The organism is Microbispora sp. H10836, from assembly GCF_012999525.1.
Taxonomy (GTDB): Bacteria; Actinomycetota; Actinomycetes; order Streptosporangiales; family Streptosporangiaceae; genus Microbispora.
Genome location: NZ_JABBWU010000018.1, coordinates 121,338 through 145,781, shown reverse-complemented (window position 1 = coordinate 145,781; position 24,444 = coordinate 121,338). Strand labels below are relative to the sequence as shown.

The following is a 24,444-nucleotide window of genomic DNA, read 5'->3' as shown; positions in this document are numbered from 1 at the left end:
GTACGCTCGTGCGCCATCCGGGTCGGGCAAGCGGCCGCCGATCCGCGCACAATAGTGCCGTGGCACAGGACCGGTCCCGCTACTGGCGCTCTCCCGACCGGTCGCTGGAGGCCATGCACGCCCACTTGGCCCGGCACGTCTACCACCGGCACAGCCACGAGACGTACTCCTTCGGCGTCACCGAGGAGGGCAACCAGGCGTTCACCTGCCGCGGGGCGGCGCATACCAGCGTGACGGGCACGGTCATGGCGTTCAATCCGGACGACCCGCACGACGGGCATGCCGCCGACGCCCTCGGGTTCACCTACCGGATCATTCACATCGGGCCGGAGCTCGTCACCGCCGTGCTGGGCGACCTGGCCGGGCGGGAAACGGGACCGCCCTTGTTTCCTCACCCCATCGTGCGCGACGCGGAGCTCGCGGCCGGGCTCAGGGCGCTGCACACGGCCCTGCTCGCGGGCGCCGAGGTCACCGCCGACGACCTCGCCGCCGTGACCGGGCGCAGCAGGTTCGCGGTCTACCGCGCCTTCCGTGCCGTGTACGGCATGGCGCCCAGCGACTACCAGCGCCTGCTCCGGTTGCGTACGGCCCGGCGGCTGATCGCCCAGGGCCGTTCACTGAGCGAGGCGGCGGCGGATGCGGGATTCGCCGACCAGAGCCATCTCACCCGGTGGTTCGTCCGCTGTTACGGCATGAACCCGGAGATTACCGGGCGGCCGTACGGGCCTGACTCAGGCCGCTTCGCGCCCCCGCCTGCCCGCGTACCCGGCACTGGCGGCAAGCAGGACGGCGAGCAGCAAGTAACCCGAGGTCAGTGACAGCGCGGTCGCGACCGCCCCGACGAGGAGCGGGCCGCCCGCGTCGCCGATCTCCCGGCCCACCTCGGCGCTCCCCATGGTCTGGCCCATACGTTCGGGCGGTGTGCCGCCCGCCAGCACGGTGAATCCGAGCGGGGTGACCAGCCCGATCCCCACGCCCGCCGTCGCCGCCGCGAGGACCAGCGGAGCCACGCCCGGGACGGCCGCGAGCGCGAAGGCCGCCGCGCAGAGCAGCAGCCCGGCGGCCAGACCGCGGACCGCGGTGATTCTCCCCGCGTCGAGCGCCCGGCCCGCGAGGGGCTGGGCGACGGCGGCGCACGCGGCCAGCAGGGAGACGGCCGCACCGGTCGCGACGGGCCCGAGCCCGTCCGCCCGGCCGGAGACCGGCAGGAAGCCGACCCCTACCGACAGCGCCGCCGTCCCCGCCGCCAGGGCCGTCACCGGCCGCAGGAACCCGTGGTCGGCGAGCCGCCTGGCGAGGTCGCCCACGGTCTGCCTGGTACGCGGCAGCGGGGGCACCCGGGGCACCGCGAGAGCCGCCCAGCAGGCCACCGCGGCGGCGAGCACGGCCATGACCGCGAACAGCGACCGCAGGCCGCCGGCCACGACGACCGCCCCGCCGAGGAGCGGTCCGAGGGTGTAGCCGATGCTCTTGTAGAAGCCGTACGAGCCGAAGGCCCGGCCCCGCGCGCTCTCGGGCGTCAGGCGCGCGACCAGCGCGGACGCCGAGGGTGAGAACGCCGAGGCCGCCGCGCCCTGCCCCAGCCTCGCCGCGAGGAGCCACCAGGTCTCCGCGGCGCCGTCCGGCCCGGCGGCCAGCGCGTACGCGCCCGACGCGAGGACGAACGCGACGAGGCCGCCCACGAGCACCGGGCGCGGCCCGATCCGGTCGGCCAGCGTGCCGAACACCGGTTTGAGCACGACCTCGGCGCCGTCGTACAGGGCGAGCAGCACGCCCAGCCGGAGCAGGGACGCGCCCGCGCCGTCACCCGTCACCGCGAGGTTCGCGGCGATGCCGTGGGCGCCGAAGGCCGTGGTGAACCCTGCGGCGTACAACGGCCACAGGCGCGCGCCGCTCAAGTGCGTCAGGCCAGGCGCGGCGGGAACCCGCCGGTGGCGACCGGCCCCCAGGACGTCGGGGTGATCCGCACCAGCGACTTGCCCTGGCGGACCATGGCCGCGCGGTACTCCTCCCAGTCGGGGTGCTCGCCGGAGATCGACCGGTAGTACTCGACCAGCGGCTCCAGGGCCTCCGGCAGGTCGAGCACCTCGGCGGTGCCGTCCACCTGCACCCACGGCCCGTCGAAGTCGTCGGACAGCACGACCACGCTCACCCGGGGGTCGCGGCGGGCGTTGCGGGTCTTGGCGCGTTCGGGGTAGGTCGACACGACGATGCGGCCCTCGGCGTCGACTCCACACGACACGGGGGACGCCTGCGGGCCGCCCTCACGTCTCGCCGTGATCAGGATCGCCCGGTGGCGATCACGGACGAAGTCGAGCAACTGCTCACGGGACACCTTCTCGGCGGTCGCGATCCTCGGACTCATGCGACAACTCTAATGACCATCCAGGACTCGCCCACGGGAGGTGCGGCCCTCTCCCCCCGAGGTCCGCGGGGAGGCCGGGCCAGGGACGTGATCTCCCTGCACGGGCGAGGGTTTACCCGCCGTCTACCTGGCCTCCACCCACTCTCTACGTATCCCTCGAACAGGTATCGATACGGGTGTTTTCCCCCTCCTCACCCCAAGGAGCGAGAAGGCAGTCTGAAAACGTCTCAAAGAGTGCATGAGAGTCAGGGGGACCGATCATGTGCCAGCACCACCCACAGTGCCCGCCGGCGGACGCGCCCGACCGCGACGCCGCCTGCCTGGTCGCCTTCCACCCGGAGCAGGGATGGGGCCTGCTCTGCAACGGCGTGGTGCTCTTCGACGACAGCGGCGAGCTCATGCCGGACGGTCGCAGCATCCCCGCCCGCGCGTCTCTGGGGTGTGCCGCATGAGCGAGCGGACCAGGCAGCACAGCGCGCGGCGAGGTGTCGGACCGTGCGCCTCCCGTACGACCGAGCTCCGGAATGAAGGCGAGGAGGAGGTATGAGCCTGATCTACTGTCCCGTCCGGGACGAACCACGGTCGCTCTCGCAGAGCGACGACGCGCCCGCCACCCCGCCCCGCCGGCACTCCACGGTCCGCCATCGCTGGGACACGCTGCGGCAGCGGGTGGGCGAACTCACGATCCGGCTCGTGGACGAGCCCGACGTCGAGGCGGCGTCCTGGCGGCTGCCCGCCCACCCCACCTCCGTCGGGCGGGCCCGGCGGCTGACCCGCGAGCGCCTGCGCGCATGGGACATGGAGAAGCTGTCCGACACGGCGGAGCTGCTGGTGAGCGAGCTGGTCACCAATGTGCTGTGCCACACCTGCTGCGGCGACCTCGTCGTGCGGCTGTCGGCCGTCGAGGGGCTGCTGCGCTGCGAGGTGGAGGACTGCGACGGCGCGCTCCCCGAGATGGCCCGGCCCTGCGCCGGTGACGAGAACGGCCGCGGACTGCTGCTGCTCGACTCGCTGGCCTGCTGCTGGGGCGCGGAGCGCACTCGCCGGGGCAAGATCATGTGGTTCGAGTTGCCGGCGTACGCCCTTCGTTGACCGGTCCGTCCGCGCCGTCCGCCCTGTCCGCGGCCGGGCCTTCGGGCCGCTCGCTCAGCCGCTCCTTGATCCAGGCGGCCACCTGGGCGCGGGACTTGAACCCGAGCTTGTCGAGGATGTGCTCGATGTGGCCCTCCGCGGTGCGCTGGGAGATGACCAGCCGGCCGGCGATGTCCTTGTTGCTCAGTCCCTCGGCGACGAGGTGCGCGATCTCCGTCTCCCGCCGCGTCAGCGGTGCGATCCGGCCCTCGAACGGCGCGGGCTCGTGGGCGGCGGGTGCGCGTTCCCGCAGCGCGTAGGCCAGGGCCTCTTCCCGCGTCAGGGCCGCGCCCCGGGCCGTCTCGGCCTGGAAGGCGCGCTCGCCCAGCGCCTCGCACGCGGCCGCGACGCAGTCGTCGTGACAGCCGCTCATGTAGCGGAACTCCCCCAGCCGCGCGCCGGCGGCCCGCCAGGAGGTCCGTACGACGCCGAGCAGCCGGGCCGCCCGCTCGTACCTGTGCTCGCCCGCGGCCGACCAGGCGTGGACCTCCAGGTTCATCCCCATCCCGAGCTGGTCGCCCACGGCCGTGTTGTAGCGCAGGCTCTCGTTGTTCATCTCGCAGGCCGCGCGCGTGTCGCCCCCGCGCCAGGCGTCGATCGCCAGCGCCAGCAACGCGTACGCCCGGTGCCAGCCCTCGCCGTACAGGTCGCACAGGGCCATGCACTCCTCGGCGAGGTCGCGGGCGACCGGCCGGCTCAGGAACGCGTTGGCCAGGGCGAGCCGGTTGAGGGCCAGCGCCAGGCCGATGGGGTTGCCGACGGCGCGATGGGCGGCCGCGGCCTCCTCGTACCGCCGCATGCCGGTCTCCAGGTCGCCCCCGCAGACGGCGGCCGTGCCGGACAGGAACGCGATGTAGCCGTGCGTCACCCGCAGCCCGAGCCGTTCGGCGATCGCCGTGGCGTCCTTCAGCCGCGCGAGCGCGGTGGTGTGGTCGTCCCGGAGCAGGGCGACCCAGGCGCCCGCCCACAGCGCGTGGGCGCGCACCTCGCCGGGTTCGGTCGCGGTGGCCAGGCTCCGGTCGAACCAGCCGGACCCCTCCGACAGGTGGTAGCCGCTCCAGTGGTAGAGCAGCTCCGCGGTCATCGCGAGGCCCGTCTCCGCCTCCCCGGGCTCGCGCAGCGACCAGTCCAGCGCCTTGCGGAGGTTGGCGTGGTCCCGCCGCAGGCGCTCCACCCACGCCTGCTGGGTGGCGCCGAACAGCTCGGCCCAGGCCCGTGACGTGATCTTCCGGTAGTAGTCGCGGTGCCGCCGGTGCAGCGTCGCCTCGTCCCCGGACGCGGCGAGCAGCTCACGGCCGAACCGCTGGACGGTGTCGAGCAGGCGGTAGCGGACGACCCCCTCGGACTCCCGCCGCAGCAGCACCGACTTGTCGACCAGCCCCGCGACGAGTTCGAGCACGTCCTCGTGCGCGATGCCGTCGCCCGCGCACACGTGCTCGGCGGCCTCCAGGTCCAGGCCCCCGGCGAAGACCGAGACACGCTGCCACATCAGGCGTTCCTGCTCGGTGCACAGCTCGTAGCTCCACTCGAACAGCGCGCGCAGCGTACGCTGCCGGGGCAGTGCGGCCCGCGATCCCCCGGTCAGCAGCCGGAACCGGTCGTCCAGCCGCTCCAGCACCTGCCGCACCGACAGGGCGCGCAGCCGTACGACGGCCATCTCGATCGCCAGGGGCAGGCCGTCCAGCCGGCGGCAGATCTCGGCCACCACCTCCTCGTTCTCCTCGGTCACCTCGAACTCGGGCACCACCGCCACGGCCCGCTCGGCGAACAGGCGGACCGCGTCCGACTCGGCGAGCGGCACCGCGGAGTCGCCGTTCGGGGCGGGCGTCGACAGCGGCGCCAGCTCGACGATCTGCTCGCCGTCGATACCGAGCGCCTGCCTGCTCGTGGCGAGGACGCGAAGGCCGGGAAGCGCGCGGACCAGCGTGTCCACGAGCGTCGCGCACTCGGCGAGGACGTGCTCACAGGTGTCCAGCACGATCAGGGTCTGCCGGTCCCGCAGGCGTTCGACCAGCACGTCCAGCGGCGGCCGGGTCGAGTAGTCGGTGACCGACAGCGCCTCGCCCACGGCCTGCACGAGCAGGGCGGGATCTTCGAGCGCGGCCAGCTCGACCAGCCGTACCCCGCCGGGAAAGCTCCTGCGGACATCCTCGGCCGCCCGCAGCGCGAGGCGGGTCTTGCCCACCCCGCCCGCCCCGACCACGGTGACCACGTGCGAGGTCCCCAGCAGGCGTTTGAGCTCGGCCAGCTCGTGCCGGCGCCCGACGAAGCTGGTCACCTCGGCGGGCAGCCCGGCCGGTTCCCCTCCGGCACCCCTCGTTCGCATAGCGGTCATGAGCCCACGCCGCCCCCGTCGTCCGGTGCGCCACGACGCTGTGGCACATACCACCGTACAAACCGCGCCCCGGACCTTCCGGAGCGCCCCGGTGGAGCTCAGCCCTTCATACGGCGCAGGATCTGCTCGCGCCTGACCTGCAGGTCGTCGATGAGCGCCTCCTGCTGCTCGACGTTGGTCAGTAGTGTGGATCTCTCCGCCATGTCCGTCGGCGCGTCCCAGCTCTGCCCGATCTCCTCGCGCATCTGCGCGGCCTCCTTGCGCAGGCGCTCGATCTGGGCGTCCACCTCCTCGAGCTCCTTGCCGAGCTCAGAGTCGTCCATGCCTCACCATCCCGTTCGGTCACTCGCGTTCGTGTTGGCGCGTTCGTCCACCACATTCCACGAGGACGGGAAACTATTCGGCGACGGCGGCAGGGAGGTAGACGGTTTCGCCGGTGTCGCGGGCCCGCTGGGCGGCCGTGAGCCGGGCCACCAGATAGGCCGGCATGAGGGAAGCGGCCTGCGCGGCGGTGAAGAACCCGTAGTCGTCCAGCTCCTCCTGCTGCAGGACCACGCCCGTGCCGTCCCGGAACGTCCCGCAGTCGAACAGGAAGTGGACCAGCGGGATCGGCCGGTCGTCCAGCGGCGGCACCCACTGGACCACGAGCAGACGACCCACCGGCCGGGTGAGGCCCAGCTCCTCGGCCAGCTCCCGGCCACAGGCCGCCTCGGGTGACTCGCCCTCGTCGACGTGGCCGCCCGGCCAGCCCCAGTGGTCGCGGTAACCCGGCTTGACGAGCAGGACCCGGTCCGAGGAGTCGGTGATGAAACCGGCCGCCGCGGCGGCCACCTTGAACAGCCCCGCGTAGAAGGCGTCCGCGGGAATCATCGCAGCTCCGATCTCATGCCCTGAGCCTAGTAGGGGATGTCCCCTAGATCGCGGGGATGAGGGGTGTACGCCCCGAGCAGTACGCGCGATCTGGTCTGCGCGTCCGATGTGCCGCCCTTGATCGGCTCCTACCGTCGAAGCAGACGTAAAAGGGGAGGTCATGGGACGCCGCAGGAACATCGCCGCCACCATCGGCGGCTGGAGCGCACGCCATCGGTGGTGGGCGCTGCTCATCTGGGTCGCCTTCGTCGCCGTCGCGACGGTCGGGGGCAACGCCGTGGGCACCACCGAAATGCGCGGCTACGAGTCCGCGAACGGCGACTCGCGCCAGGCCGGGCAGATCCTCGACGGCGCGCGGTTCCCGGACGTGGCCGGCGAGGTGGTGCTGGTCCAGTCGCGTACGGGGACGCTGACGGTGGCGGACCCGGCCTTCCGCCGGGCCGTCGAGGACGTCAAGAAGGCCGTGGAGGCCACCGGCCAGGTCGAGCACGTGCGCACGCCGTACGACAAGGAGCCCTCGCCGGTGACGCAGGACCGGCGGACGACGCTGGTCCAGTTCGACATGAAGGGCGACGGCGGCACGGCGGAGGAGCGGATCCAGCCCGTGCTCGACGCGGTGGCCAGGGTGCAGGGGGCACACCCTGACCTGCGCGTGGAGGAGGCCGGCGCCGCCAGCTCCGAGAAGCTGATCGGCGAGGCGATCGACGCGGACTTCGTCCGCGCCGAGCAGCTCTCGCTGCCCATCACGATCGGCATCCTGCTCGCGGCGTTCGGCGCGCTCCTGGCGGCGGTCGTCCCGGTCGCGCTGGCGATGACGGCGATCTTCGCGGCCACCGGCCTGCTGGCCTTCACCAGCCATCTTCTGCACGTCGACTCGGCCACCACCAACGTCATGCTGCTGATCGGCCTGGCCGTCGGCGTCGACTACAGCCTCTTCTACATCATGCGCGAGAGGGAGGAACGGGCGAAGGGCCGCGACAAGAAGCGGTCCATCGAGATCGCCGCGGCCACGTCGGGACGCGCCGTGCTGATCTCCGGCATCACCGTCATCGTGGCCATGGCGGGCATGTTCCTCACCGGCAACGGCATCTTCATGGGCTTCGCCGAGGGCACGATCCTCGTGGTGCTCACTGCCGTCGTGGGTTCGCTGACCGTGCTGCCCGCCCTGCTCTCGCTGATCGGCGAGAAGATCGACGCCCGGCTGATCCACGGCACGGCGCGCGTCCTCACCGGCGGCCGGCTCACCTGGCGGCGGATCCTCGGAGTGCGCGGCGGCGAGAGCCGCGTGTGGGGCGCGATCCTGCGGCCGGTGTTGCGGCACCCGCTCATCTCCGTCGTCCTCGCGGGCGGGCTGCTCGCCGCCCTGGCCGTCCCGGCCTTCGGCCTGAAGACCGGCACCCAGACCATCGACGACCTCCAGGGCGACTACCAGATCGCCGAGACGTTCAAGCGGATCGACAAGGCGTTCCCCGGCGGCAACGAGCCGGCGGTGGTCGTGGTCAAGGCGGCCGACGTGACGACGCCGGCCTTCACCGCCAAGATCGAGGACTTCAAACGGCAGGCGCTGGCCACGGGTGAGGCCAACGAGCCCTTCGCCGTCGCCGTCAACCCAGACAAGACGGTCGCGAGAATCAGTATCGGCATCAAGGGCACCGGCGCGGACGAGGTCTCCGAGCACGCGATCCGCACCCTGCGGGAGAAGGTCGTGCCGGCCACGCTGCCCGGCGCCCACGTCACCGGCAACACGGCCGGCTCGATGGACTTCAACGAGCAACTCACCAGCCGCATCCCGCTGGTGTTCGGGTTCGTGCTGCTGCTGGCGTTCGTGCTGCTGCTGGTCTCGTTCCGCTCGGTGGTCGTGGCGGTCAAGGCCATCGTGCTCAACCTGCTGTCCGTCGCCGCGGCGTACGGCGTGCTCGTGCTCGTCTTCCAGAAGGGGTACGGCGAGAGCCTGCTGGGCTTCCACTCGACGGGCACGATCACCAACTGGCTGCCGCTGTTCCTGTTCGTGATCCTCTTCGGGCTGTCGATGGACTACCACGTCTTCATCCTCAGCCGGATCAGGGAGGCGTACGACAAGGGCATGAGCACCGAGGACGCCGTGTCGTTCGGGATCAGGAGCACCGCGGCCGTGGTGACCAGCGCCGCGCTCATCATGGTGGCGGTGTTCGCGACGTTCGCCACGCTGTCGCTGCTGACGTTCATGCAGCTGGGCGTCGGCCTGGCGGCCGCCGTGCTCATCGACGCGACGATCGTCCGCGCGGTGCTGCTGCCCGCGACGATGAAGCTGCTCGGCGACTGGAACTGGTACCTGCCGCGCTGGCTGGACTGGCTGCCCCGGTTGTCGCACGGCGACGACGAGCCCGAGGAGGCCCCCGAGGAACGGGTTCCCGCCCTCGTCTGACACCCGGTTGTGCGCCGGAACGGTGATCCTGCCGTTCCGGCGTATCGCCGTTCATCGGGCTCTTTCGTGTGGACCGTTCTCGCGCGAAATTCCCGGTAAATTACCGGCGACGGGGGCGCTTGATAACAGGGCAGCGACGGAGGCGTCATGACGGAGAACGGCCCGACCGAAAACAGGGAAAAGGACTTCTTCGTCACCTATAACGGCAAGGACGAAGCCTGGGCAACCTGGATCGCGCGCACCCTGGAGGACGCCGGCTACACCACGACCATCCAGGCCTGGGACTTCCGGCCCGGGGACAACTTCATGGCGGGCATGGACAAGGCGTTGTCCGGCTGCCGCCACGTTCTGGGCGTGCTCTCTCCCCATTACCTGAGCTCCATCTTCACCCAGGCCGAATGGACCGCGGCCTATCGTCAGACGCTGCTCGGCAAAGAACGCGGATTCATACCGGTGCGGGTGGCCGAATGCGATGTCGCCCCGTTGCTCGGGCCGCTGGTCTACATCGACCTGGTGGAAGTCGAGGAGGCCGAGGCGCGGGACCGTCTCCTGGCCGGGGTCTCTCCCTCGGTGAGCCGAACGCCACGCGCACCCGGATTCCCGGGCGGCGCACGCCGGTGAGTCTCGGAGGTCACGTGCGGGACGACGACCACACCGCGGACTTCTTCATCTGTCACGCGGACGCCGACGTGCCGTGGGCGGAGTGGATCGCGGAAGAGCTGGAAGGCGCCGGCTACGGCGTGGTCCTCAAGTCGTGGGACTTCCGGCCCGGGCACAACCTGCTCGCGAAGCTCGATGAGGCCCTGGCCAAGAGCCGTCACACGCTCTGCCTGCTGTCGGACGCCGGCGAGGCCGTCCAAGCGGCCGCGCAGGCCGCCGCCCAGCTACAGGAGGTGGAGGGCAAGGACCGGGCCCTGATCCCCGTCCTCCTGGCCGAGTGTGAGAGGCCGCCGCTGCTGGCGGCGTACGTGTCCATGGACCTGTGCAACGTGGACGAGGACGAGGCCCGGCGGCGCCTGCTGGCCGGAGTGGCCGACCGCGCGGAGCGTGTGGCGAGCGGCGGCTTTCCCGGCGCCGGGCGGAAGGCCACCGGGAAACAAGTCCGGTTCCCCGCCGCCGCCCCGGAGGCGGGGCAACTGCGCGGGCAGCGTCCGAATCCGCATTTCGTCGGGCGTGACGACGATCTGAAGGACCTGTACCGCGCCTTCCGCGCGAACCGCCCGACCTCCGCCATCCAAGCGATCACCGGGCTCGGCGGGCTGGGCAAGACCCAGCTCGCCATCCAATACGCCTGCCGGTACGGCAACGCCTACGACGTGGTGTGGTGGGTGCGGGCCGAGGACCCGACGACCCTGCGCGGGGACTACGCGGAGCTCGCCAAGGAGCTGGGCCTGCCGTTCGACCAGGACGACCAGGCGATCCCGGCGCTCCGCCAGACGCTGCGCCGCCGGGGCGACTGGTTGCTGATCTTCGACAACGCCGAGGACCCGGAGCAGATTTTCCCGCTTCTCCCGGACCGGCTCACGGGCCACGTGCTGATCACTTCCCAGTTGCGCAATTGGCGGCATGCGGAGACGCGGCACCTGGAGGTCCTGCCGACCGCGGCCGCTGTGGAATACCTGCAGCGGAAGGGCAAGGTCACCAACGCGGACACGGCGCGAGAGCTGGCGGAGGCCCTGGGCGGCCTGCCTCTCGCGCTGGCCCAGGCGGCCGGCGTCATCGCCGAAGGCATGTCGGCGGCCGACTACCTCGCCCAATTGCAGCGGCAGTCGCCGGAACTGTTCACGCGGGGCCGGGACGGGGACAACGAGGCGACGATCGCCTCGACCTGGCGGGTGTCCTTCGAACGGCTGGCATCCCAGTCCGTCGCCGCGGTCGCCCTGCTCCGCCTCGCCGCGTTCCTCGGGGCCGAGGCCATCCCGCTGTCCCGGCTCGCCCCGGTGCCGGACATGCCCGCCGACCTCGCCGAGGCCCTGGCCGACCCCTTACGCCGCCACGATGTGACGCGAGTCATGGGTCAATACTCGCTGGCCGACACCGAAGACGGCCTGCTGTCCCTCCACCGCATGGTGCAGGCGGTCACCCGCACCGACCTCGGCGAGGAGGAGCCGCGCTGGGCGGGGGTCGCGCTCGCCACCGTCGCCGCGGCGTTCCCCGACGACGTCCGTGATCCGAAGATCTGGCCCGACTGCGAGGCCATGCTCGCCCACGCCGTCGCCGCCGCCCAGCACACCATGCGGCTCAACGTCGCACCGGTGGAAACGACCGGCCTGCTGGAACGGGTCGCCCGATATCTGCTGCAGCGCGGGCGGTTGGATCACTCGGAGTCGGTGATCGGGGACGCCCTGGCCGTGGCCGGGCGACTGCCGGATGGGCCAGAGTATCTCCGCTGCCGCAACACGCACGGTCTGCTCCTGCTTGCTCAAGGCCGGCTCACGGCGGCCCTGGAGGCCCAGGAGGAGGTCTACGAGGCCCGAGTCCGCACGCTCGGGCCTGACCACATCGACACTCTCCGGAGTGGCCGAGACCTGGTTGAGGCGCTCTATCGCCAAGGCCACCTGACGCAGGCCAAGCGCTTGCAGGATCACCTCGTCCACGAGTTCGCTGTGACGCGTGGTGCGAAGGACCTCGAGACCATCACCGCCCTTGCCTACCAGGCGACTCTCCTGTCCGACGCCGGCCAGTACAAAGAGGCTCGCCACCTGGAGGAGCAGGTGCTGGACGCCCGACGCCGACTCGTCGGCGACCACCACCCCGACACCCTCGACGCCATGGCCAACCTCGCCGCCACCCTCCGCGCCCAAGGCGAACTCCATCAAGCACGCGCCCTCGAAGAACAGGTCCTCGACGCCCGCCGACAACTCCTCGGCGACCACCACCCCCACACCCTCACAGCCATAGCCAGCCTCGCCAGCACCCTCCGCGCCCAAGGCGAACTCGACCAAGCACGCGCCCTCGAAGAACAGGTCCTCGACGCCCGCCGACAACTCCTCGGCGACCACCACCCCCAGACCCTCACAGCCATGGCCAACCTCGCCGCCACCCTCTACGCCGAAGGCGAGCTCAACCAAGCACGGGCCCTCAACGAACAGGTCCTCGGCGCCTGCCGACAACTCCTCGGCGACCACCACCCCCAGACCCTCACAGCCATGGCCAACCTCGCCGCCACCCTCTACGCCCAAGGCGAACTCGACCAAGCACGGGCCCTCAACGAACAGGTCCTCGGCGCCTGCCGACAACTCCTCGGCGACCACCACCCTGAAACGCTCACCGCAATGGCCAACCTCGCCAACACCCTTCGCAATCAAGGGCATCTCGAGCAGGCCCACACCCTCAACGAACAGGTCCTCGACGCCTGCCGACAACTCCTCGGCGACCACCACCCCCAGACCCTCACAGCCATGGCCAACCTCGCCGCCACCCTTCGCGCCCAAGGTGAACTCCATCAAGCACGCGCCCTCGAAGAACAGGTCCTCGACGCCCGCCGCCGACTCCTCGGCGACCACCATCCCGACACGCTCAGGGCGATGGCCAACCTCGCCGCCACTCTTTGGGAGCAAGGCGAGAAACCGCAAGCGCGCTCTCTACTCGTGACGGCCCTTGCCACCAGCGAACGGACGTTCGGCAAGAAGCACACGATCACTACTTGGCTCGCCTGGAGGCTGGTGTCCCTGCACAACGCACGGCACGAGGCGGCCAGGAGGAAGGCGATCGCCATCGAGAACCTGTCCTGGCTCGCCAAGGAGCCGTCGAACCGGCTCACCGGGGAGCAGAAGAGCATCAGAGAGCGTGTGAAGGCGTTCTTCGGCGGCGGCAAGTCGGCCGGACGCCGCCCGTCCAAGCGCAAGAGGTAGCCGCCCGGTCAGCGCCATCTGCCACATGCCGTTCCCCGGGATAGGGGCACCTAAGGGGCAAGAAGTACATAACGGTAAAATGTGTGCACGTGGTGCAGAAGGGCGAGAACAGCCGCAAACCTCTGATCTACTGGACCGCCGGTGTGCTCGCGTACATGGTCGCGGTCTTCCACCGGCAGTCGCTCGGCGTGACGGGGATCGACGCGGCGACGAGGTTCGGGGTCGGATCGGCGGCGCTGTCCACGCTCGCGATGCTGCAACTGCTCGTCTACGCGGCCATGCAGATCCCCGTCGGCGTCCTTGTCGACCGCCTGGGGTCCAAGCGCATGCTGCTCATCGGCGCGGCGGTCATGGCCCTCGGCCAGTTCCTGTTCGCCGTCTCCACCGGCCTGGCGTCGGCCGCCGCCGGGAGAATGCTGGTCGGCTGCGGTGACGCGATGACGTTCATCAGCGTGATCCGGGTGGTCAACGTCTGGTTCCCGCCCCGGCGCAACCCGCTGATCGTGCAGCTCACCGGCCTCATCGGCCAGTTCGGCGCGGTCGTGTCGGCCGTGCCGCTGATCAGCTCCCTGCACGCGTACGGCTGGACGCCGACCTTCCTGTGGGCGGCGGGCCTGGGAGTGGTGGCGCTGGCCGTCGTCGCCGCCGGGCTCCGCGACCGCAGGCCCGAGCGCCTACCGGCGGCGTCCGGAGTGCGGGCCGCGTGGGCCGAGCCCGGCACCCGCCTCGGGATGTGGACCCACGCCGCCACCCAGTGCTCGTCCGCGGCCTTCACGATCCTGTGGGGCTATCCCTTCCTCGTGCAGGGGCAGGGCCTGTCCCCGCGTACGGCCGGGGTGCTGATGACCGCGCTGACGCTGCTCGCGATGGCGTGCGGGCCGCTGCTCGGCTATCTGGCCGGGCGTTTCCCGCTGCGCCGCTCCTGGATGGTGCTCACGGTCATCGGCGTCACGGCCGGCGCGTGGACGCTCGTCCTGCTGTGGCCCGGTGGCCATGCCCCGCTGTGGACGCTCGGGCTGCTCATGCTGGCCCTCGCGACGAACGGGCCGGGCTCGGTCATCGGCTTCGACTACGCCCGCACGTTCAACCCGGCCGAGCGCATCGGCGTCGCCACCGGCATCGTCAACGGCGGCGGCTTCGCCGCCTCGATGTCCCTGATCGCGCTCGTCGGGGTCGTCATGGACCTGCAGGGCGACTTCCGCTGGGCGTTCGCCGTGCAGTATCCGATCTGGCTGCTCGGGGCCGTACAGGTCGTCCGATACAGAACCCGCGCCCGCCGCCGCGCCGCGGTTCACCCCACCCCTGCCCCGGCTCCGGCTCCCGCCTGAGCGGAGCCCGCCTACCTCAGAAGGTGTTCGACTGCCGGCTGTCGCGGCTGCTCTGCACGTCAACCGCTTCCGTGAAGCCGGGGATCGTACCGATCACGTCATCCCACGCACCGCCAGGGAGTGCCCGTCGCAGGTCCTTCATCAGCAGCAGGAGGTGCAGCGGGTCGCTCGGGCTCTGCTCGAACGCGGCGAGCCGCAGATAGAAGGCCCGCGCCGCCTCGCTCTCGCAATGGATGAGCATGGCCCGGACGCCGATCTGGTCGGCCACCCGAGCCACCCTCCGGAAGGCGTCCACGACGAGAGCCCGTCCCAGCCCGATGCCCTGTGCGGCTCTGTCAACGCCCAGCCGGGCCAGGATGACCACGGGTTGTGCGTGACGACCGGCCCCCTTGAGCAGCCGTGCGGGAGCCTCGCCCGGAGTGACGCTCCCGGCCGCGAGCGCGTAGTAGCCCACCACCTTGCCGGACCCCATGTCGCAGACGACGTAGACGCGACATCCCCCGCTCGCGTGCGCCTGCAGCGCATGACGCGCCAGCCACTCGCTCTGGGCGGGAGAACCGCGATCGAAACCGTCAAGATCGTCGCCCCTCGTGACGGGAGCAACCGGAGACAGCTTCACGGGCCTTCGTCCAGAACCGTTGAGGTTCTCATAAGTTCGGCGAGCCCCGGCACGTCCCGAGCCTCCCGGGACAGGGCCGCGTCGAAGGCCTGCCACTGCTCTTCGTCGAGGTGGAACACCGTGCGATCCGCCAGCAACTCGCGGGCCGCTGCAGTCGCCACACCGATTACTTGAGGTTTATGAAGGGGTCGGGGAAGTGGGAAGGGGCGAGGACGCCGGCCCGGGCGAGGATGTCCTCACGCGTCCGCACAGCGAGGCCGGGGTCCTCGTCGTACACGTAGGGGATCGCGGGATCGGCGAGCTGGACGGGGTGGAGCACGGCGTCGCCGCTCATGACCACATCCCCCACCTCGACGCACTGGTGGCCAGGCGTGTGGCCCGGCGCGTGCAGCACCCGGACCCCCGGCACGGGTTCGGCGTCGCCGTCCACGACGTGGAGCCTGTCTCGCAGGGGATCGAGGATCAGCTCGCGCACCGGGGCGGAGGCCCACTCGACCTCCGACCGCTGTAGCACGTAGCGGGCGCCGGGGAAGGCGGGAACGCCGTCCACGACCGCGCCGCCCGCGTGGTCGCTGTGCAGATGGGTCAGCACGACCACATCCACGTCGCCCGGGGCGGCCCCGGCGGCGGCCAGTTCCGCGCCGATCCGTCCGGGCAGCGGCGCCCAGGTGGCGAGCGAGTGCGCGCCGCCGATCCCGGTGTCCACCAGGACCGTACGGCCCGCCACGCGCAGCAGGTAGCAGTGGAAGTGCAGCACCCACTCCTCGCCAGGTGCGAACGTGGCGCCGGGAAACATCTCGGGCAGCGGCTTGCGGACCGGTTCCTTCATCGGGCCGACGGCATCGCAGAGCGGGACGATCTCGACACCGGACACGATTCTCGGCTCATGCGGCATCGCCCCACCATAGAAGAACCTAATCAGCCGGCGAAGCCCGTGGTGTCCACGAAGGTCACCCGGCCGCCCTGCTCCCACACCCACAGGCGGTGCGGATCGGGGCCGAAGCCGGTCGTCCAGCAGGTGACGAGCACCTCGTCCCGCCCGTCCCGGTCGTAGTCGCCGGCGCGCAACGCTCCCGGCCAGCCCCCCTTGACCTCGTGGCACGAGAACGGGCCGAGCCCACGCCGGGCGGTCAGGCCGTTCTCGAGCAGTTCGACCCGGCCGCCGCCCTGGAGCAGAAGGTCGTCCCGGCCGTCCCCGTCGACGTCCCCGGCGACCAGCTTGCCGTGGATGCCGGGAACGCCGATCGCGACCGGGGCCTGCGGCGCCCGCCCGTGGTAGACCGTGACCGCGGACGTCGCGCCGGTCGTCTCCGCGCCCGGTTCGTCGTTGCGGCTTCCGTCGTCGCCGACCGCGACGTCGCGGCGCCCGTCCCCGTCGAAGTCACCGACGGCGACGGCGTTCCCGGGGCCGAGCGGGTGACCTCGCCCCGAGGGGACCCGCGTCAGATATGTCGCGCCGGTCTGCTCGCCGTCGTCGGCCGCGTGGAGGACCAGCCCGGTCCGTCTGCCCGGCCTGATCCCGTCCGGGACGATCCAGGCGACGCGCCGCCCGGGACCGTTCGCCGGTCCCGGGCCGGAGAAGTACGTGCGGCTCGGCCGCCCGCTCCTGCCGAACGGCCCGTAGAGCACCGCGTAGCCGCCGATGTCGGAGACTTCCAAGTGCGGTGCGGCGAGCGCCAGGTCGGCGTGCCCGTCGCCGTCGAAGTCCCCGATGGCGGGCCAGTCCGATTTGATCCTTCTCACGTCGGGCACCGGCACCACGGGGGACAGTTCGCCCGCCGGGCCGGCCGGGCCGCCCCAGACGATCCGCAGCCCTGTTCGGAGTATGACCGGGATGTCGGCGTATCCGTCGCCGTCGAGGTCGGCGGTGTCCGGCCGTCGGAGACGCGGTCCCGCGAAGTCGAACAGCTCCTGCCCGCCGAACCGCACCACCGTCCGCCGCCCCGCGTCGAGACCGCCGCGCGAGCCGTACAGGACGGCGAGGATGGGGACCTGCGGCGACGTCTCCATCGTGACCACCGCATCCACATAGCCGTCCCCGTTGACGTCGTCCGGCAGCGCGCTCCCCGCGCCGTACGGCACGCCTTCCGCGTCGGCCGTCACCGGCGCCATCCGGGCGGAGGCCGGCCCGGCGCCGGTCGGGGCGGAGTCGGATGCGCCGGCCCCGCCGACGCGGGGCGGCGGAGGTACCTCGCCGGCAGCGCCGCACGCAGCGAGAACGAGCGCGACGGCCAGCGCGACCCCCGCCCGTGAGGCGGTACGACCGGGACACCTCATGGCTGTTGGACGCCCGGCCCGCCCTCGTGGTTCAGCGGGCGGCGGCCGGGACGGGGGCATAGTCGACGTCGAGGTCGGCGGCGTAGACGGCGCGCTCGCAGTGGGCGCAGCGGTAGAGGATCGGGCCCTCGTCGAGCTCGGTACGGCAGCGCGGGCAGCGGCGGCGGGTGCGGGTCATCTCGGTCTCCCCCTTCGAAAAGTTCCTTGCGTGTCCATGGAAGCTCCGGCGGCTTGCCGTACTCCTGCAGCCGACTTGTCGCCGGTTCGCACTCCCGGTCGGGGTGGATGATGGACGGGTGCTCGCCGACGTCATCGACCATCTCGTCTGCCCGGCCTGCGGGACGGCGATCCATCTGGCCGACGGGTCGGTCAGATGCGCGCGCGGCCACTCCTTCGACGTGGCGCGGCAGGGATACGTGAACATGCTCACCCGCCCGGCCGGCACGGCCGACACGCCCGCCATGGTGGCCGCACGGGCGGGCTTCCTGGAGGCGGGCCACTACGCCCCGCTGGCCGGCCGCCTCGCCCGGCTGTGCGAGGGCGCCGCCGTGGTCGCCGACGCCGGCGCGGGCACCGGCTACTACCTGGCCGCGGCGCTCGGCGACGCCGCGGTGGGCATCGCGCTCGACGTGTCCAAGCACGCGCTGAAGCGGGCCGCCCGTGCGCATCCCCGCATCGGTGCCGTGGTCGCGGACGTGTGGCGGCCGATCCCCGTCGCCGACCACCGCGTGGACGTGCTGCTCAACGTCTTCGCGCCGCGCAACGCGGAGGAGTTCGCCCGGGTGCTGCGGCCGGGCGGTTCCCTGGTCGTCGTCACGCCCGGCCCCGGCCACCTGAGCCCACTCGTCGAACGGCTCGGCCTGCTGAGCGTGGACGAGGACAAGGACCGCCGCCTGGAGGACACCCTGGGCGGCCGGTTCGCCCGCGCCGGGGAGGAGACCGAGGAGATCGCGCTCTCGCTGCGCCACGACGAGGTCGAGGCGGTGGTCGGCATGGGCCCGAGCGCCTGGCACACGCGCCCGGAGGAACTGGCCGCGAAGATCGGTGCGTTGCCCGACCCGGTGCCGGTGACCGCGTCCTTCCACATCACCCGCTGGGCCCTGCCCGCCTGACCACGCCCCAGAGCGCGCGCGGGTCACGACCGCGGGACGGCCACACCCCTGGTGCGGATCGCGGGGGCGACCGCGGCGACCGCCCCGAGTAGGAAGCAGATCGCGATCACCGCGACGACCGGCTGCCAGGGCACAGCGAAGGCGAACGGACCGGCCAGGCGCAGCAGGGCCGCCTCCAGCCCCAGCAGGCCGAGTGCCGTGGCCGCGAACCCCAGCACCACGCCGACGGCCACCACCGCCAGCGCCTCCGCCACGACGTACCGCAGCACCTGTGCCCGCGTCGCGCCCAGCAGCCGCAGGCCGCCGCGCTCCGCCGCCCGGTCGGAGGCCGCCATCAGCAGCGTTTTGACCAGCGCGATCACGGTGTAGCAGAGCATGATCCCCAGCACGGCCAGCAGGCCGAGCCGGCTGGCCGAGGCTCGCCGGTCGCCGGACTGCCGCGCCCACTCGGCCCTGCTCACCGCGCGGGCGTTGTGGCCGCGTACGGCATCCTCCAGCGCGGCACGTACGGCCGGGGCCGAGGCTCCGGGACGTGGCGTCACGTACGCGACGGAGGGCAGCGCGGAGAAGGCGTGGGCGGGCGTGACGTAGGCGTCGGCGGGCGAGTCGTCCCCGAGCACACCGGTCACCGTCAGCATGACCGGGCTGCCGTCGGCGCGCCACATGCGCACCCGTTGCCCCAGGCTCAGCTCCCAGGTCCGGGAGACGACGATCGTGTCGTCGCGGAGTCCGGCCGCCGATCCGGCGACCAGCGGGACCGACAACGCCGTGGAGAGCGTGGCGGGTTCGACGGCCTGAGCGGGCCTGCGGATGAGCTGGGTGTCGCCTTCGAGTGTGTACACGCTGGTCTCGGTCTCGGTGGCGACGATCACGCCGGGAACGGCCCGCAGCCGCTGGACGAGCTGCCGGTCCAATCCGGAGTCGCCCTCGGGGAGCACCAGGTAGTCGGCGCGTACCGGCCGGGTCTGCAGTGCGGCCTTGGCGGCGTCGGTCATCGCGGCCCCGCCCAGCAGCGAGGCCGCCAGCGCCACGGTGACCAGGACGGGCGCGGCCGTGGCGGCGGTGCGCCCGGGCGAGGCCGCCGTCCCTCCCGCGACCACGACGCCGCCGGCGCCGCGCAGCCGCTCAAGCGGCGCCACGAGCAGGCGGGTGACGGGCCGCGCGAAGACCGGCGCGAGCAGGCCCAGCGCGGCGATGAGCAGCATGACGATCGGCATGAAGGTCTTGTTGTTCGTGGCCGACGCCGGGTCGCCGACCGCGTTCACCGCCATGCCGACCAGTGCCGTGCCCAGCAGGCCCAGCCCGGCGATCCACCTGCCCCAGGTCATCGCACGGGGTTCCACCGCCGCCTCGCGCAGCGCCTCGGCGGGCCGCACCCGCCCGGCCCGCCGCGCGGCCGCGGCCACCCCGGTCAGCGCGACCAGCACTCCGGTGCCGAAGGCCGCCCAGGCCGGTACGGACGACTCGGACGGCACCAGCCATTCCGGCGCCATCCCGAGCTCGGTCAGCCGGTCGAGGATCGGCCCGGTGGCCTGCGGGCCGAGGAACGCGCCCACCGCGGAGGCGGCCACCGCGACGAGGGCGGCCTCGCCGTACATCATCCGTCTGACCTGGCGCGCGGTCGCGCCGATGGTCCGCAGCAGGGCGAACTCGCGCCGCCGCTGCCCCACCGCGAACGCGAACGTGGACGAGACCACGAAGATCGCGATGAAGGCGGCGAACCCGGCGGCGATGCCGGCGATCGTGTTGGCGTTGTTGCGCGCCCGCTCGTCGGCCTCACGGAACGGATCGGCCAGCGCCCGATCCTGCCCGCTCAGCACCCGCGCCGCCCCCGCGACCGCCTTCGTCACCTCGGCGGCGGGCCGCCACAGCGCGAGCGCGTCCACGCGCGGCGACAGCCGGGCGGCGTGCGCGTCGGCGAAGAACACCGTGGGTTGCGGCCCCGCCTCCGTGACGCCCACGACCCGGTGCGTCTCGATCCCGGTCGCGGTGACCACGGGCACCCGCGTCCCGACCAGCGCCCGCGCCGCGGCGGACCCCCGCCGCCCGGGCCGCGTCCCCGCGCTGATCGCGATCTCGCCGTCCCCCGACGGTGCGCGGCCCGCGACGAGCGGCTGCGGGGCCGTACGGGCGGCCGACCAGGGCCTGCCCACCGCCGGCGGCCCGTCCGAGAGCCGCGCCGGGAAGACCCGGTCCACCACCGCGCCGGGGAAACGGGCGACGATGTCGTCCGCGAGGCCGCGCGGCTCGGCCAGGGGCGCGCTGCTGCCGCCCCGCCAGGTGTCCACGGTGAGGCGGTCGTCGGGCACTACCACGACGGGTGCGGCGGCGTACCGCTGCGGCCCCCGCGGCGGTGAGGTGATCCCGGAGGCCAGCACCTGACCGAGCGCGGCGATCAGCGCGGCGCCCAGCGCCAGCGCGGCGAACGTGCCCGCGAAGGAGACCCAGCGCGTACGCAGCGTGGACCAGGCGATCCTCAGCACGACGCCTCCAGCTGCAGCATCCGGGTGGCGACCAGCTCGGCGGTGGGCTCGTGCAGCTCGCCGTACACACGGCCGTCGGCCAGGAACACGACCCGGTCGGCGTACGAGGCCGCCACGGCGTCGTGGGTGACCATGACGATGGTCTGGGCCTGCCGGTCCACCAGCGTGCGCAGCAGGCGCAGCACGTCGCGGCTGGTGTTGGCGTCGAGGGCGCCGGTCGGCTCGTCGGCGAAGAGCACGGCGGGGCGGGTGACCAGCGCCCGCGCGATGGCCACCCGCTGCTGCTGCCCGCCCGACAGCTCGGCGGGCCGGTGCCCGGCGCGCTCGGCCAGGCCCACGGCGGTCAGGCTCTGCCCCACCAGCTCCCGGTCGGGGCGCCGCCCGGCCAGCCGCAGCGGCAGGCCCACATTCTGCTCCGCGGTGAGCGAGGGCAGCAGGTTGAACGATTGGAACACGAAGCCGATCCGGTCTCTGCGCAGCAGCGTCAGCTTCCGGTCGCCTAGTGCGGCCAGGTCGCGGCCGTCCACGACCACCCGGCCCGCGTTGGGCCGGTCCAGCCCGGCCGCGCACTGCAGCAGCGTCGACTTGCCCGACCCCGAGGGCCCCATCACGGCCGTGAACGTGCCGGCGCCGAACCCGATCGTGACGTCGTCCAGCGCCGTGACGCCGTGTGCGTAGTGTTTGGTGACCCCGATGAGATCGACCGCTTGGGTGTTGTCCACCCTGAGAACGCTAGGAACGCCGACGTCCGGGGGGTATCGGACACATGACCGGTGCCGTCACCGGAAGGGCCACCGGCCGCACCGGCCCTCGGGCCGTCGGGCCGGGCGTGATGATCAGGGCCACTAGGATTCCGGCGTGCTGTGGGGGCGTGCGACCGATCAAGCGGTGATCGACGGTCTGCTCGACCGGGCGCGTGCCGGACGGTCCGGCGTGCTCGTGGTCCGGGGCGAGCCGGGCATCGGCAAGACGTCGCTGCTGGGGTACGCCGCCGACCGGGCCCGGGACACGCGCGACATGCGCGTGCTGCGCGGCGTCGGCGTCGAGACCGAGGCGGAGATCCCGTTCGCCTCGCTCCACCTGCTGCTCGGGCACGGGCTCGACCGGCTCGACGCGCTGCCCGCACCGCAGGCCGCCGCCCTGCGCGGCGCCTTCGGCCTGGCCCCGGTGACCAACCGGCTCCTGGCGGGCCTGGCCGTGCTGTCGCTGCTGGCGGAGCTGGCCGAGGGCGGGCCGCTGCTGTGCCTGGTGGACGACGCGCAGTGGCTCGACCAGGAGTCGGCGCAGGCGCTGCGGTTCGCGGCCCACCGGCTGCACGCCGAGGGCATCGTCATGATCTTCGCCGCGCGTGACGGCTTCGACCCCTCCGGCCTGCCCGAGCACCGGTTGCCGGGCATCGACGCCGGCAGCGCCGCCGCGCTGCTCGACCACGCGGCCCCCGGCCTCGCTCCCGGCACCCGCGACCGTCTCATCGAGGAGAGCTGCGGCAATCCGCTCGCCCTGCTCGAACTCCCGCGTACGGCCCCGCCCGCCTACGACCGGAGCCCGCTGCCGCTGCCCGACCGCATCCAGCAGGCGTACGCGATCCGCATCGCCGGACTGCCCCCGGACGCCCAGCGGGCGCTGCTGCTCACCGCGCTGACCGACGGCGGCGACCTGGATGTGATCGTACGGGCGGGGCGTGAGCTGGGGATCGCGCCCGCCGCCCTGGGCGTGGCCGAGAAGTCCGGCCTGATCAGGATCGACGGCGGGCGGGTGGCCTTCACCCACCCGCTCATGCGCGCGGCGGCCTTCCGGCACGGCACCTACGACCTGCGGCTGGAGGTCCACGCGGTCCTGGCGCGGCTGCTTGAGCACCAGCCGGACCGGCGGGCCTGGCACCTGGCCGCCGCCGCCACCGGCCCCGACGAGACGGCGGCACTGGCGCTGGAGCAGGCCGCGCGGCGCGCCCGGGACCGCGACGGCAACGCGGCTGCCTGCGCCGCACTCGAACGGGCCGCCGAGCTCACCGAGGACCGCGCGCTCAAGGCGGGGCGGCTGACCGCGGCCGCCGTCGCCGCCGCCGACGCGGGCCAGGCCGGCCGGGCCAAGCACCTGGTCGAGCGCGCCGCCGAGCTGGTCACCGACCCCCGTTCCCGCGCCCGGCTCTGTGAGCTGCGCGCCCGGATCGCGTTCGACGAAGGCGCCCCCTACCTGGCCCACGACCTGCTCATGCAGGGCGCGGAGGAACTGGCCGCGCTCGCCGGGACGGACGAGGAGGGCCCCGGCGGGCAGGCGCGTCAGGACCGGATCGCGGCCGGGCTCATGCTGACCGACGCCGCGCGCAACGCCTGGCAGCTCAGCGATCCGGACAGGGTCGCCGAGGCGGCCGCACGCCTGCACGGGCTCGGCCTGCGCCCGGAGGACGGCCTCGACCCCGCCGTCCAGGCCGTGACCGGCGCGGCCGTGCTGCTGCGGCAGGGGCCGGCGCAGGGGGTGCCCATCATGCGCGACATGGTCGCCAGCGGCGGCCGGATCACCTCCGGGGCGCACACGTTCCGGATCAACGCGGCCTTCGTGGCCCCGCTCGTCGGCGACTTCCGGACCGGGCACGACATCTCGGCCGCGATGGCGGAGGAGTGCCGGGCCGCCGGAGACGTCGGCAAGCTCCCGCTGGTCCACGTCACGCTCGCCGCCGCCGAGCTGTACCTGGGCAGGTTCAGGGACGCCGAGGCCACCGCGGCCGAGGGCCTGCGGCTCATCTCCGACACCGGGCAGCGCAACCGGGCGGGCTACCTGGAGGGCACGCTGGCGTGGCTCGCGGCCGTACGGGGTGAGGCGGACCGATGCGCCGAGCTCGCCGCCCGCTGCCGCGACCGCTTCGACGCCAACCACATCGTCAACGGCCTCGCCTGGGCCGAGTGGGCGCCGGCCCTGCTCGACCTCGGCCGGGGCCGGTTCGCCGAGGCGCTGGACCGGCTCGACGCCGCCATGACCGGCCCGGTGCGCCATCAGATCCAGGCCGTCTACTTCGCTCCCGACCAGATCGAGGCGGCCGTACGGCTCGGGCTGCCCGCGCACGAGCCCCTGTGCCGGTTCGAGGAGTGGGCGACGGCCTCGGGGCAGGACTGGGCGCTGGCCGTCCTGCACCGTTGCCGCGCCCTGGTCGAGCCCGACGGGGAACGGGCGCACGAGCACTTCCGCACCGCCCTACGGCTGCACGCCGGCAGCGGCCGCCCCTGGGAGGCGGCCCGCACCAGGCTCGCCTTCGGGGAGCGCCTGCGCAGGGAGCGCGACAAGGGCAGTGCCCGGCCGCATCTGCGGGCCGCGTGGGAGACCTTCGAGCGGCTGGGCGCCCGTCCGTGGGCCGAACGCGCGAGCACCGAACTGCGCGCCACCGGAGACACCGGCTCCCCGGCCGCGCGCGGGGAGGCGCTGTCCGCCCTGTCGCCGCAGGAGCTGCAGATCGTACGGCTGGCCGCCAAGGGCCTGACCAACCGGGAGATCGGCGCGCGGCTGTTCCTCAGCCCGAAGACCGTCAGCTATCACCTCTACCGGGCGTTTCCGAAGCTGAACGTGGCCAGCCGCGCCCAGCTCGCCGGTCTGGACCTGTCCTGACCCGCCGCCCGCGCCAACTTGTGTCCCGACATCACCTATTTGTCGGTCATTTGCATCTCTCGCGGGACA

21 protein-coding genes are annotated in these 24,444 nt (G+C 72.7%); 9 read left to right on the top strand and 12 right to left on the bottom strand.

Annotated elements, in window-relative coordinates; all coding sequences use genetic code 11:
• Positions 1-59 precede the first annotated feature (59 nt).
• Entirely contained in the window at positions 60-818 is a 759-nt protein-coding gene (locus HHX30_RS29315; RefSeq protein ID WP_311922905.1) for an AraC family transcriptional regulator, read from the top strand.
• Here HHX30_RS29315 and HHX30_RS29310 read toward each other — a convergent pair.
• Entirely contained in the window at positions 732-1,898 is a 1,167-nt protein-coding gene (locus HHX30_RS29310; protein WP_211592713.1) for an MFS transporter, read from the bottom strand. The genes HHX30_RS29315 and HHX30_RS29310 overlap by 87 nt on opposite strands.
• A 5-nt stretch (positions 1,899-1,903) precedes the next feature.
• Positions 1,904-2,365 carry a PPOX class F420-dependent oxidoreductase gene (locus HHX30_RS29305; protein ID WP_169985670.1) on the bottom strand — a complete coding sequence of 154 codons (462 nt, stop codon included), beginning with the start codon at positions 2,363-2,365 and terminating at the stop codon, positions 1,904-1,906.
• 260 nt (positions 2,366-2,625) lie between these two features.
• Here HHX30_RS29305 and HHX30_RS29300 point away from each other — a divergent pair, with 260 nt between their 5' ends.
• Both HHX30_RS29300 and HHX30_RS29295 read left to right on the top strand, forming a co-directional pair.
• The gene (locus HHX30_RS29300) at positions 2,626-2,817 is read left to right on the top strand and encodes a DUF5999 family protein (protein ID WP_169985668.1); all 192 of its coding nucleotides are present in this window, start codon (positions 2,626-2,628) and stop codon (positions 2,815-2,817) included.
• A gap of 91 nt (positions 2,818-2,908) precedes the next feature.
• Positions 2,909-3,457: an ATP-binding protein gene (locus HHX30_RS29295; protein WP_169985665.1), complete on the top strand. Its 549-nt coding sequence runs from the start codon at positions 2,909-2,911 to the stop codon at positions 3,455-3,457.
• On the opposite strand, the gene HHX30_RS29290 is transcribed toward HHX30_RS29295, so the two are convergent.
• The 3 genes from HHX30_RS29290 to HHX30_RS29280 form a co-directional block, all read right to left on the bottom strand.
• Positions 3,420-5,822: a LuxR C-terminal-related transcriptional regulator gene (locus HHX30_RS29290; protein ID WP_249350564.1), complete on the bottom strand. Its 2,403-nt coding sequence runs from the start codon at positions 5,820-5,822 to the stop codon at positions 3,420-3,422. The two genes, HHX30_RS29295 and HHX30_RS29290, sit on opposite strands and share 38 nt — an antisense overlap.
• A 107-nt stretch (positions 5,823-5,929) precedes the next feature.
• A complete protein-coding gene (locus HHX30_RS29285; RefSeq protein ID WP_169985661.1) occupies positions 5,930-6,154 on the bottom strand; it encodes a hypothetical protein in 225 nt (74 codons plus the stop codon).
• 73 nt (positions 6,155-6,227) lie between these two features.
• Positions 6,228-6,701: an NUDIX hydrolase gene (locus HHX30_RS29280; protein WP_169985659.1), complete on the bottom strand. Its 474-nt coding sequence runs from the start codon at positions 6,699-6,701 to the stop codon at positions 6,228-6,230.
• A gap of 160 nt (positions 6,702-6,861) precedes the next feature.
• On the opposite strand from HHX30_RS29280, the gene HHX30_RS29275 reads away from it, so the two are divergent.
• From HHX30_RS29275 to HHX30_RS29260, 4 genes are all read left to right on the top strand, one after another.
• A complete protein-coding gene (locus tag HHX30_RS29275) occupies positions 6,862-9,105 on the top strand; it encodes an MMPL family transporter (RefSeq protein WP_169985657.1) in 2,244 nt (747 codons plus the stop codon).
• Positions 9,106-9,252: 147 nt separating this feature from the next.
• Positions 9,253-9,726, top strand: coding sequence for a toll/interleukin-1 receptor domain-containing protein (locus HHX30_RS29270; protein WP_169985655.1), 474 nt, complete (start codon positions 9,253-9,255; stop codon positions 9,724-9,726).
• Positions 9,727-9,740: 14 nt separating this feature from the next.
• The gene (fxsT, locus tag HHX30_RS43460; RefSeq protein ID WP_169985653.1) at positions 9,741-12,959 is read left to right on the top strand and encodes an FxSxx-COOH system tetratricopeptide repeat protein; all 3,219 of its coding nucleotides are present in this window, start codon (positions 9,741-9,743) and stop codon (positions 12,957-12,959) included.
• A gap of 89 nt (positions 12,960-13,048) precedes the next feature.
• Entirely contained in the window at positions 13,049-14,287 is a 1,239-nt protein-coding gene (locus tag HHX30_RS29260) for an MFS transporter (RefSeq protein WP_311922904.1), read from the top strand.
• Between the two features lie 16 nt (positions 14,288-14,303).
• Here HHX30_RS29260 and HHX30_RS29255 read toward each other — a convergent pair whose 3' ends face one another.
• The 5 genes from HHX30_RS29255 to HHX30_RS29235 all read right to left on the bottom strand — a co-directional run bounded on the left by HHX30_RS29255 (position 14,304) and on the right by HHX30_RS29235 (position 17,361).
• Positions 14,304-14,906, bottom strand: coding sequence for a GNAT family N-acetyltransferase (locus tag HHX30_RS29255; protein ID WP_169985651.1), 603 nt, complete (start codon positions 14,904-14,906; stop codon positions 14,304-14,306).
• Entirely contained in the window at positions 14,903-15,067 is a 165-nt protein-coding gene (locus HHX30_RS29250) for a DUF1778 domain-containing protein (protein WP_311922903.1), read from the bottom strand. Before HHX30_RS29250 ends, HHX30_RS29255 begins: the two co-directional genes overlap by 4 nt.
• Before the next feature lie 5 nt (positions 15,068-15,072).
• Positions 15,073-15,801, bottom strand: a complete 729-nt coding sequence (locus HHX30_RS29245) for an MBL fold metallo-hydrolase (RefSeq protein ID WP_169985650.1) — start codon at positions 15,799-15,801, stop codon at positions 15,073-15,075.
• A gap of 23 nt (positions 15,802-15,824) precedes the next feature.
• Entirely contained in the window at positions 15,825-17,009 is a 1,185-nt protein-coding gene (locus HHX30_RS29240; protein WP_169985648.1) for an FG-GAP and VCBS repeat-containing protein, read from the bottom strand.
• A 205-nt stretch (positions 17,010-17,214) separates the two neighbouring features.
• Positions 17,215-17,361, bottom strand: a complete 147-nt coding sequence (locus tag HHX30_RS29235; RefSeq protein ID WP_169985646.1) for a hypothetical protein — start codon at positions 17,359-17,361, stop codon at positions 17,215-17,217.
• 118 nt (positions 17,362-17,479) lie between these two features.
• Between HHX30_RS29235 and HHX30_RS29230 the strand changes: the two genes are divergently transcribed.
• Complete coding sequence (locus HHX30_RS29230; protein WP_169985744.1) at positions 17,480-18,295, top strand: putative RNA methyltransferase; 816 nt, start codon at positions 17,480-17,482, stop codon at positions 18,293-18,295.
• A gap of 23 nt (positions 18,296-18,318) precedes the next feature.
• Here HHX30_RS29230 and HHX30_RS29225 read toward each other — a convergent pair whose 3' ends face one another.
• Together HHX30_RS29225 and HHX30_RS29220 are read right to left on the bottom strand one after the other, a co-directional pair.
• The gene (locus tag HHX30_RS29225; protein WP_169985644.1) at positions 18,319-20,778 is read right to left on the bottom strand and encodes an FtsX-like permease family protein; all 2,460 of its coding nucleotides are present in this window, start codon (positions 20,776-20,778) and stop codon (positions 18,319-18,321) included.
• Positions 20,772-21,500 (bottom strand): ABC transporter ATP-binding protein, encoded by a 729-nt coding sequence (locus HHX30_RS29220; RefSeq protein ID WP_169985642.1) that lies wholly within the window; start codon positions 21,498-21,500, stop codon positions 20,772-20,774. Before HHX30_RS29220 ends, HHX30_RS29225 begins: the two co-directional genes overlap by 7 nt.
• Positions 21,501-21,636: 136 nt before the next feature.
• Here HHX30_RS29220 and HHX30_RS29215 point away from each other — a divergent pair, with 136 nt between their 5' ends.
• On the top strand, positions 21,637-24,375 hold the full coding sequence (locus HHX30_RS29215; protein WP_169985640.1) for an AAA family ATPase: 2,739 nt from the start codon (positions 21,637-21,639) through the stop codon (positions 24,373-24,375).
• The last annotated feature ends 69 nt before the right edge of the window (positions 24,376-24,444 follow it).

Bases quoted from the DNA above. Each gene is read 5' to 3' on its own strand.
- HHX30_RS29285 (WP_169985661.1), bottom strand. From the start codon at position 6,154: ATGGACGACTCTGAGCTCGGCAAGGAGCTCGAGGAGGTGGACGCCCAG.
- HHX30_RS29295 (WP_169985665.1), top strand. From the start codon at position 2,909: ATGAGCCTGATCTACTGTCCCGTCCGGGACGAACCACGGTCGCTCTCG.
- HHX30_RS29235 (WP_169985646.1), bottom strand. From the start codon at position 17,361: ATGACCCGCACCCGCCGCCGCTGCCCGCGCTGCCGTACCGAGCTCGAC.
- HHX30_RS29305 (WP_169985670.1), bottom strand. From the start codon at position 2,365: ATGAGTCCGAGGATCGCGACCGCCGAGAAGGTGTCCCGTGAGCAGTTG.
- HHX30_RS29275 (WP_169985657.1), top strand. From the start codon at position 6,862: ATGGGACGCCGCAGGAACATCGCCGCCACCATCGGCGGCTGGAGCGCA.
- HHX30_RS29245 (WP_169985650.1), bottom strand. From the start codon at position 15,801: ATGCCGCATGAGCCGAGAATCGTGTCCGGTGTCGAGATCGTCCCGCTC.
- HHX30_RS29280 (WP_169985659.1), bottom strand. From the start codon at position 6,701: ATGATTCCCGCGGACGCCTTCTACGCGGGGCTGTTCAAGGTGGCCGCC.
- HHX30_RS29290 (WP_249350564.1), bottom strand. From the start codon at position 5,822: ATGCGAACGAGGGGTGCCGGAGGGGAACCGGCCGGGCTGCCCGCCGAG.
- HHX30_RS29300 (WP_169985668.1), top strand. From the start codon at position 2,626: ATGTGCCAGCACCACCCACAGTGCCCGCCGGCGGACGCGCCCGACCGC.
- HHX30_RS29270 (WP_169985655.1), top strand. From the start codon at position 9,253: ATGACGGAGAACGGCCCGACCGAAAACAGGGAAAAGGACTTCTTCGTC.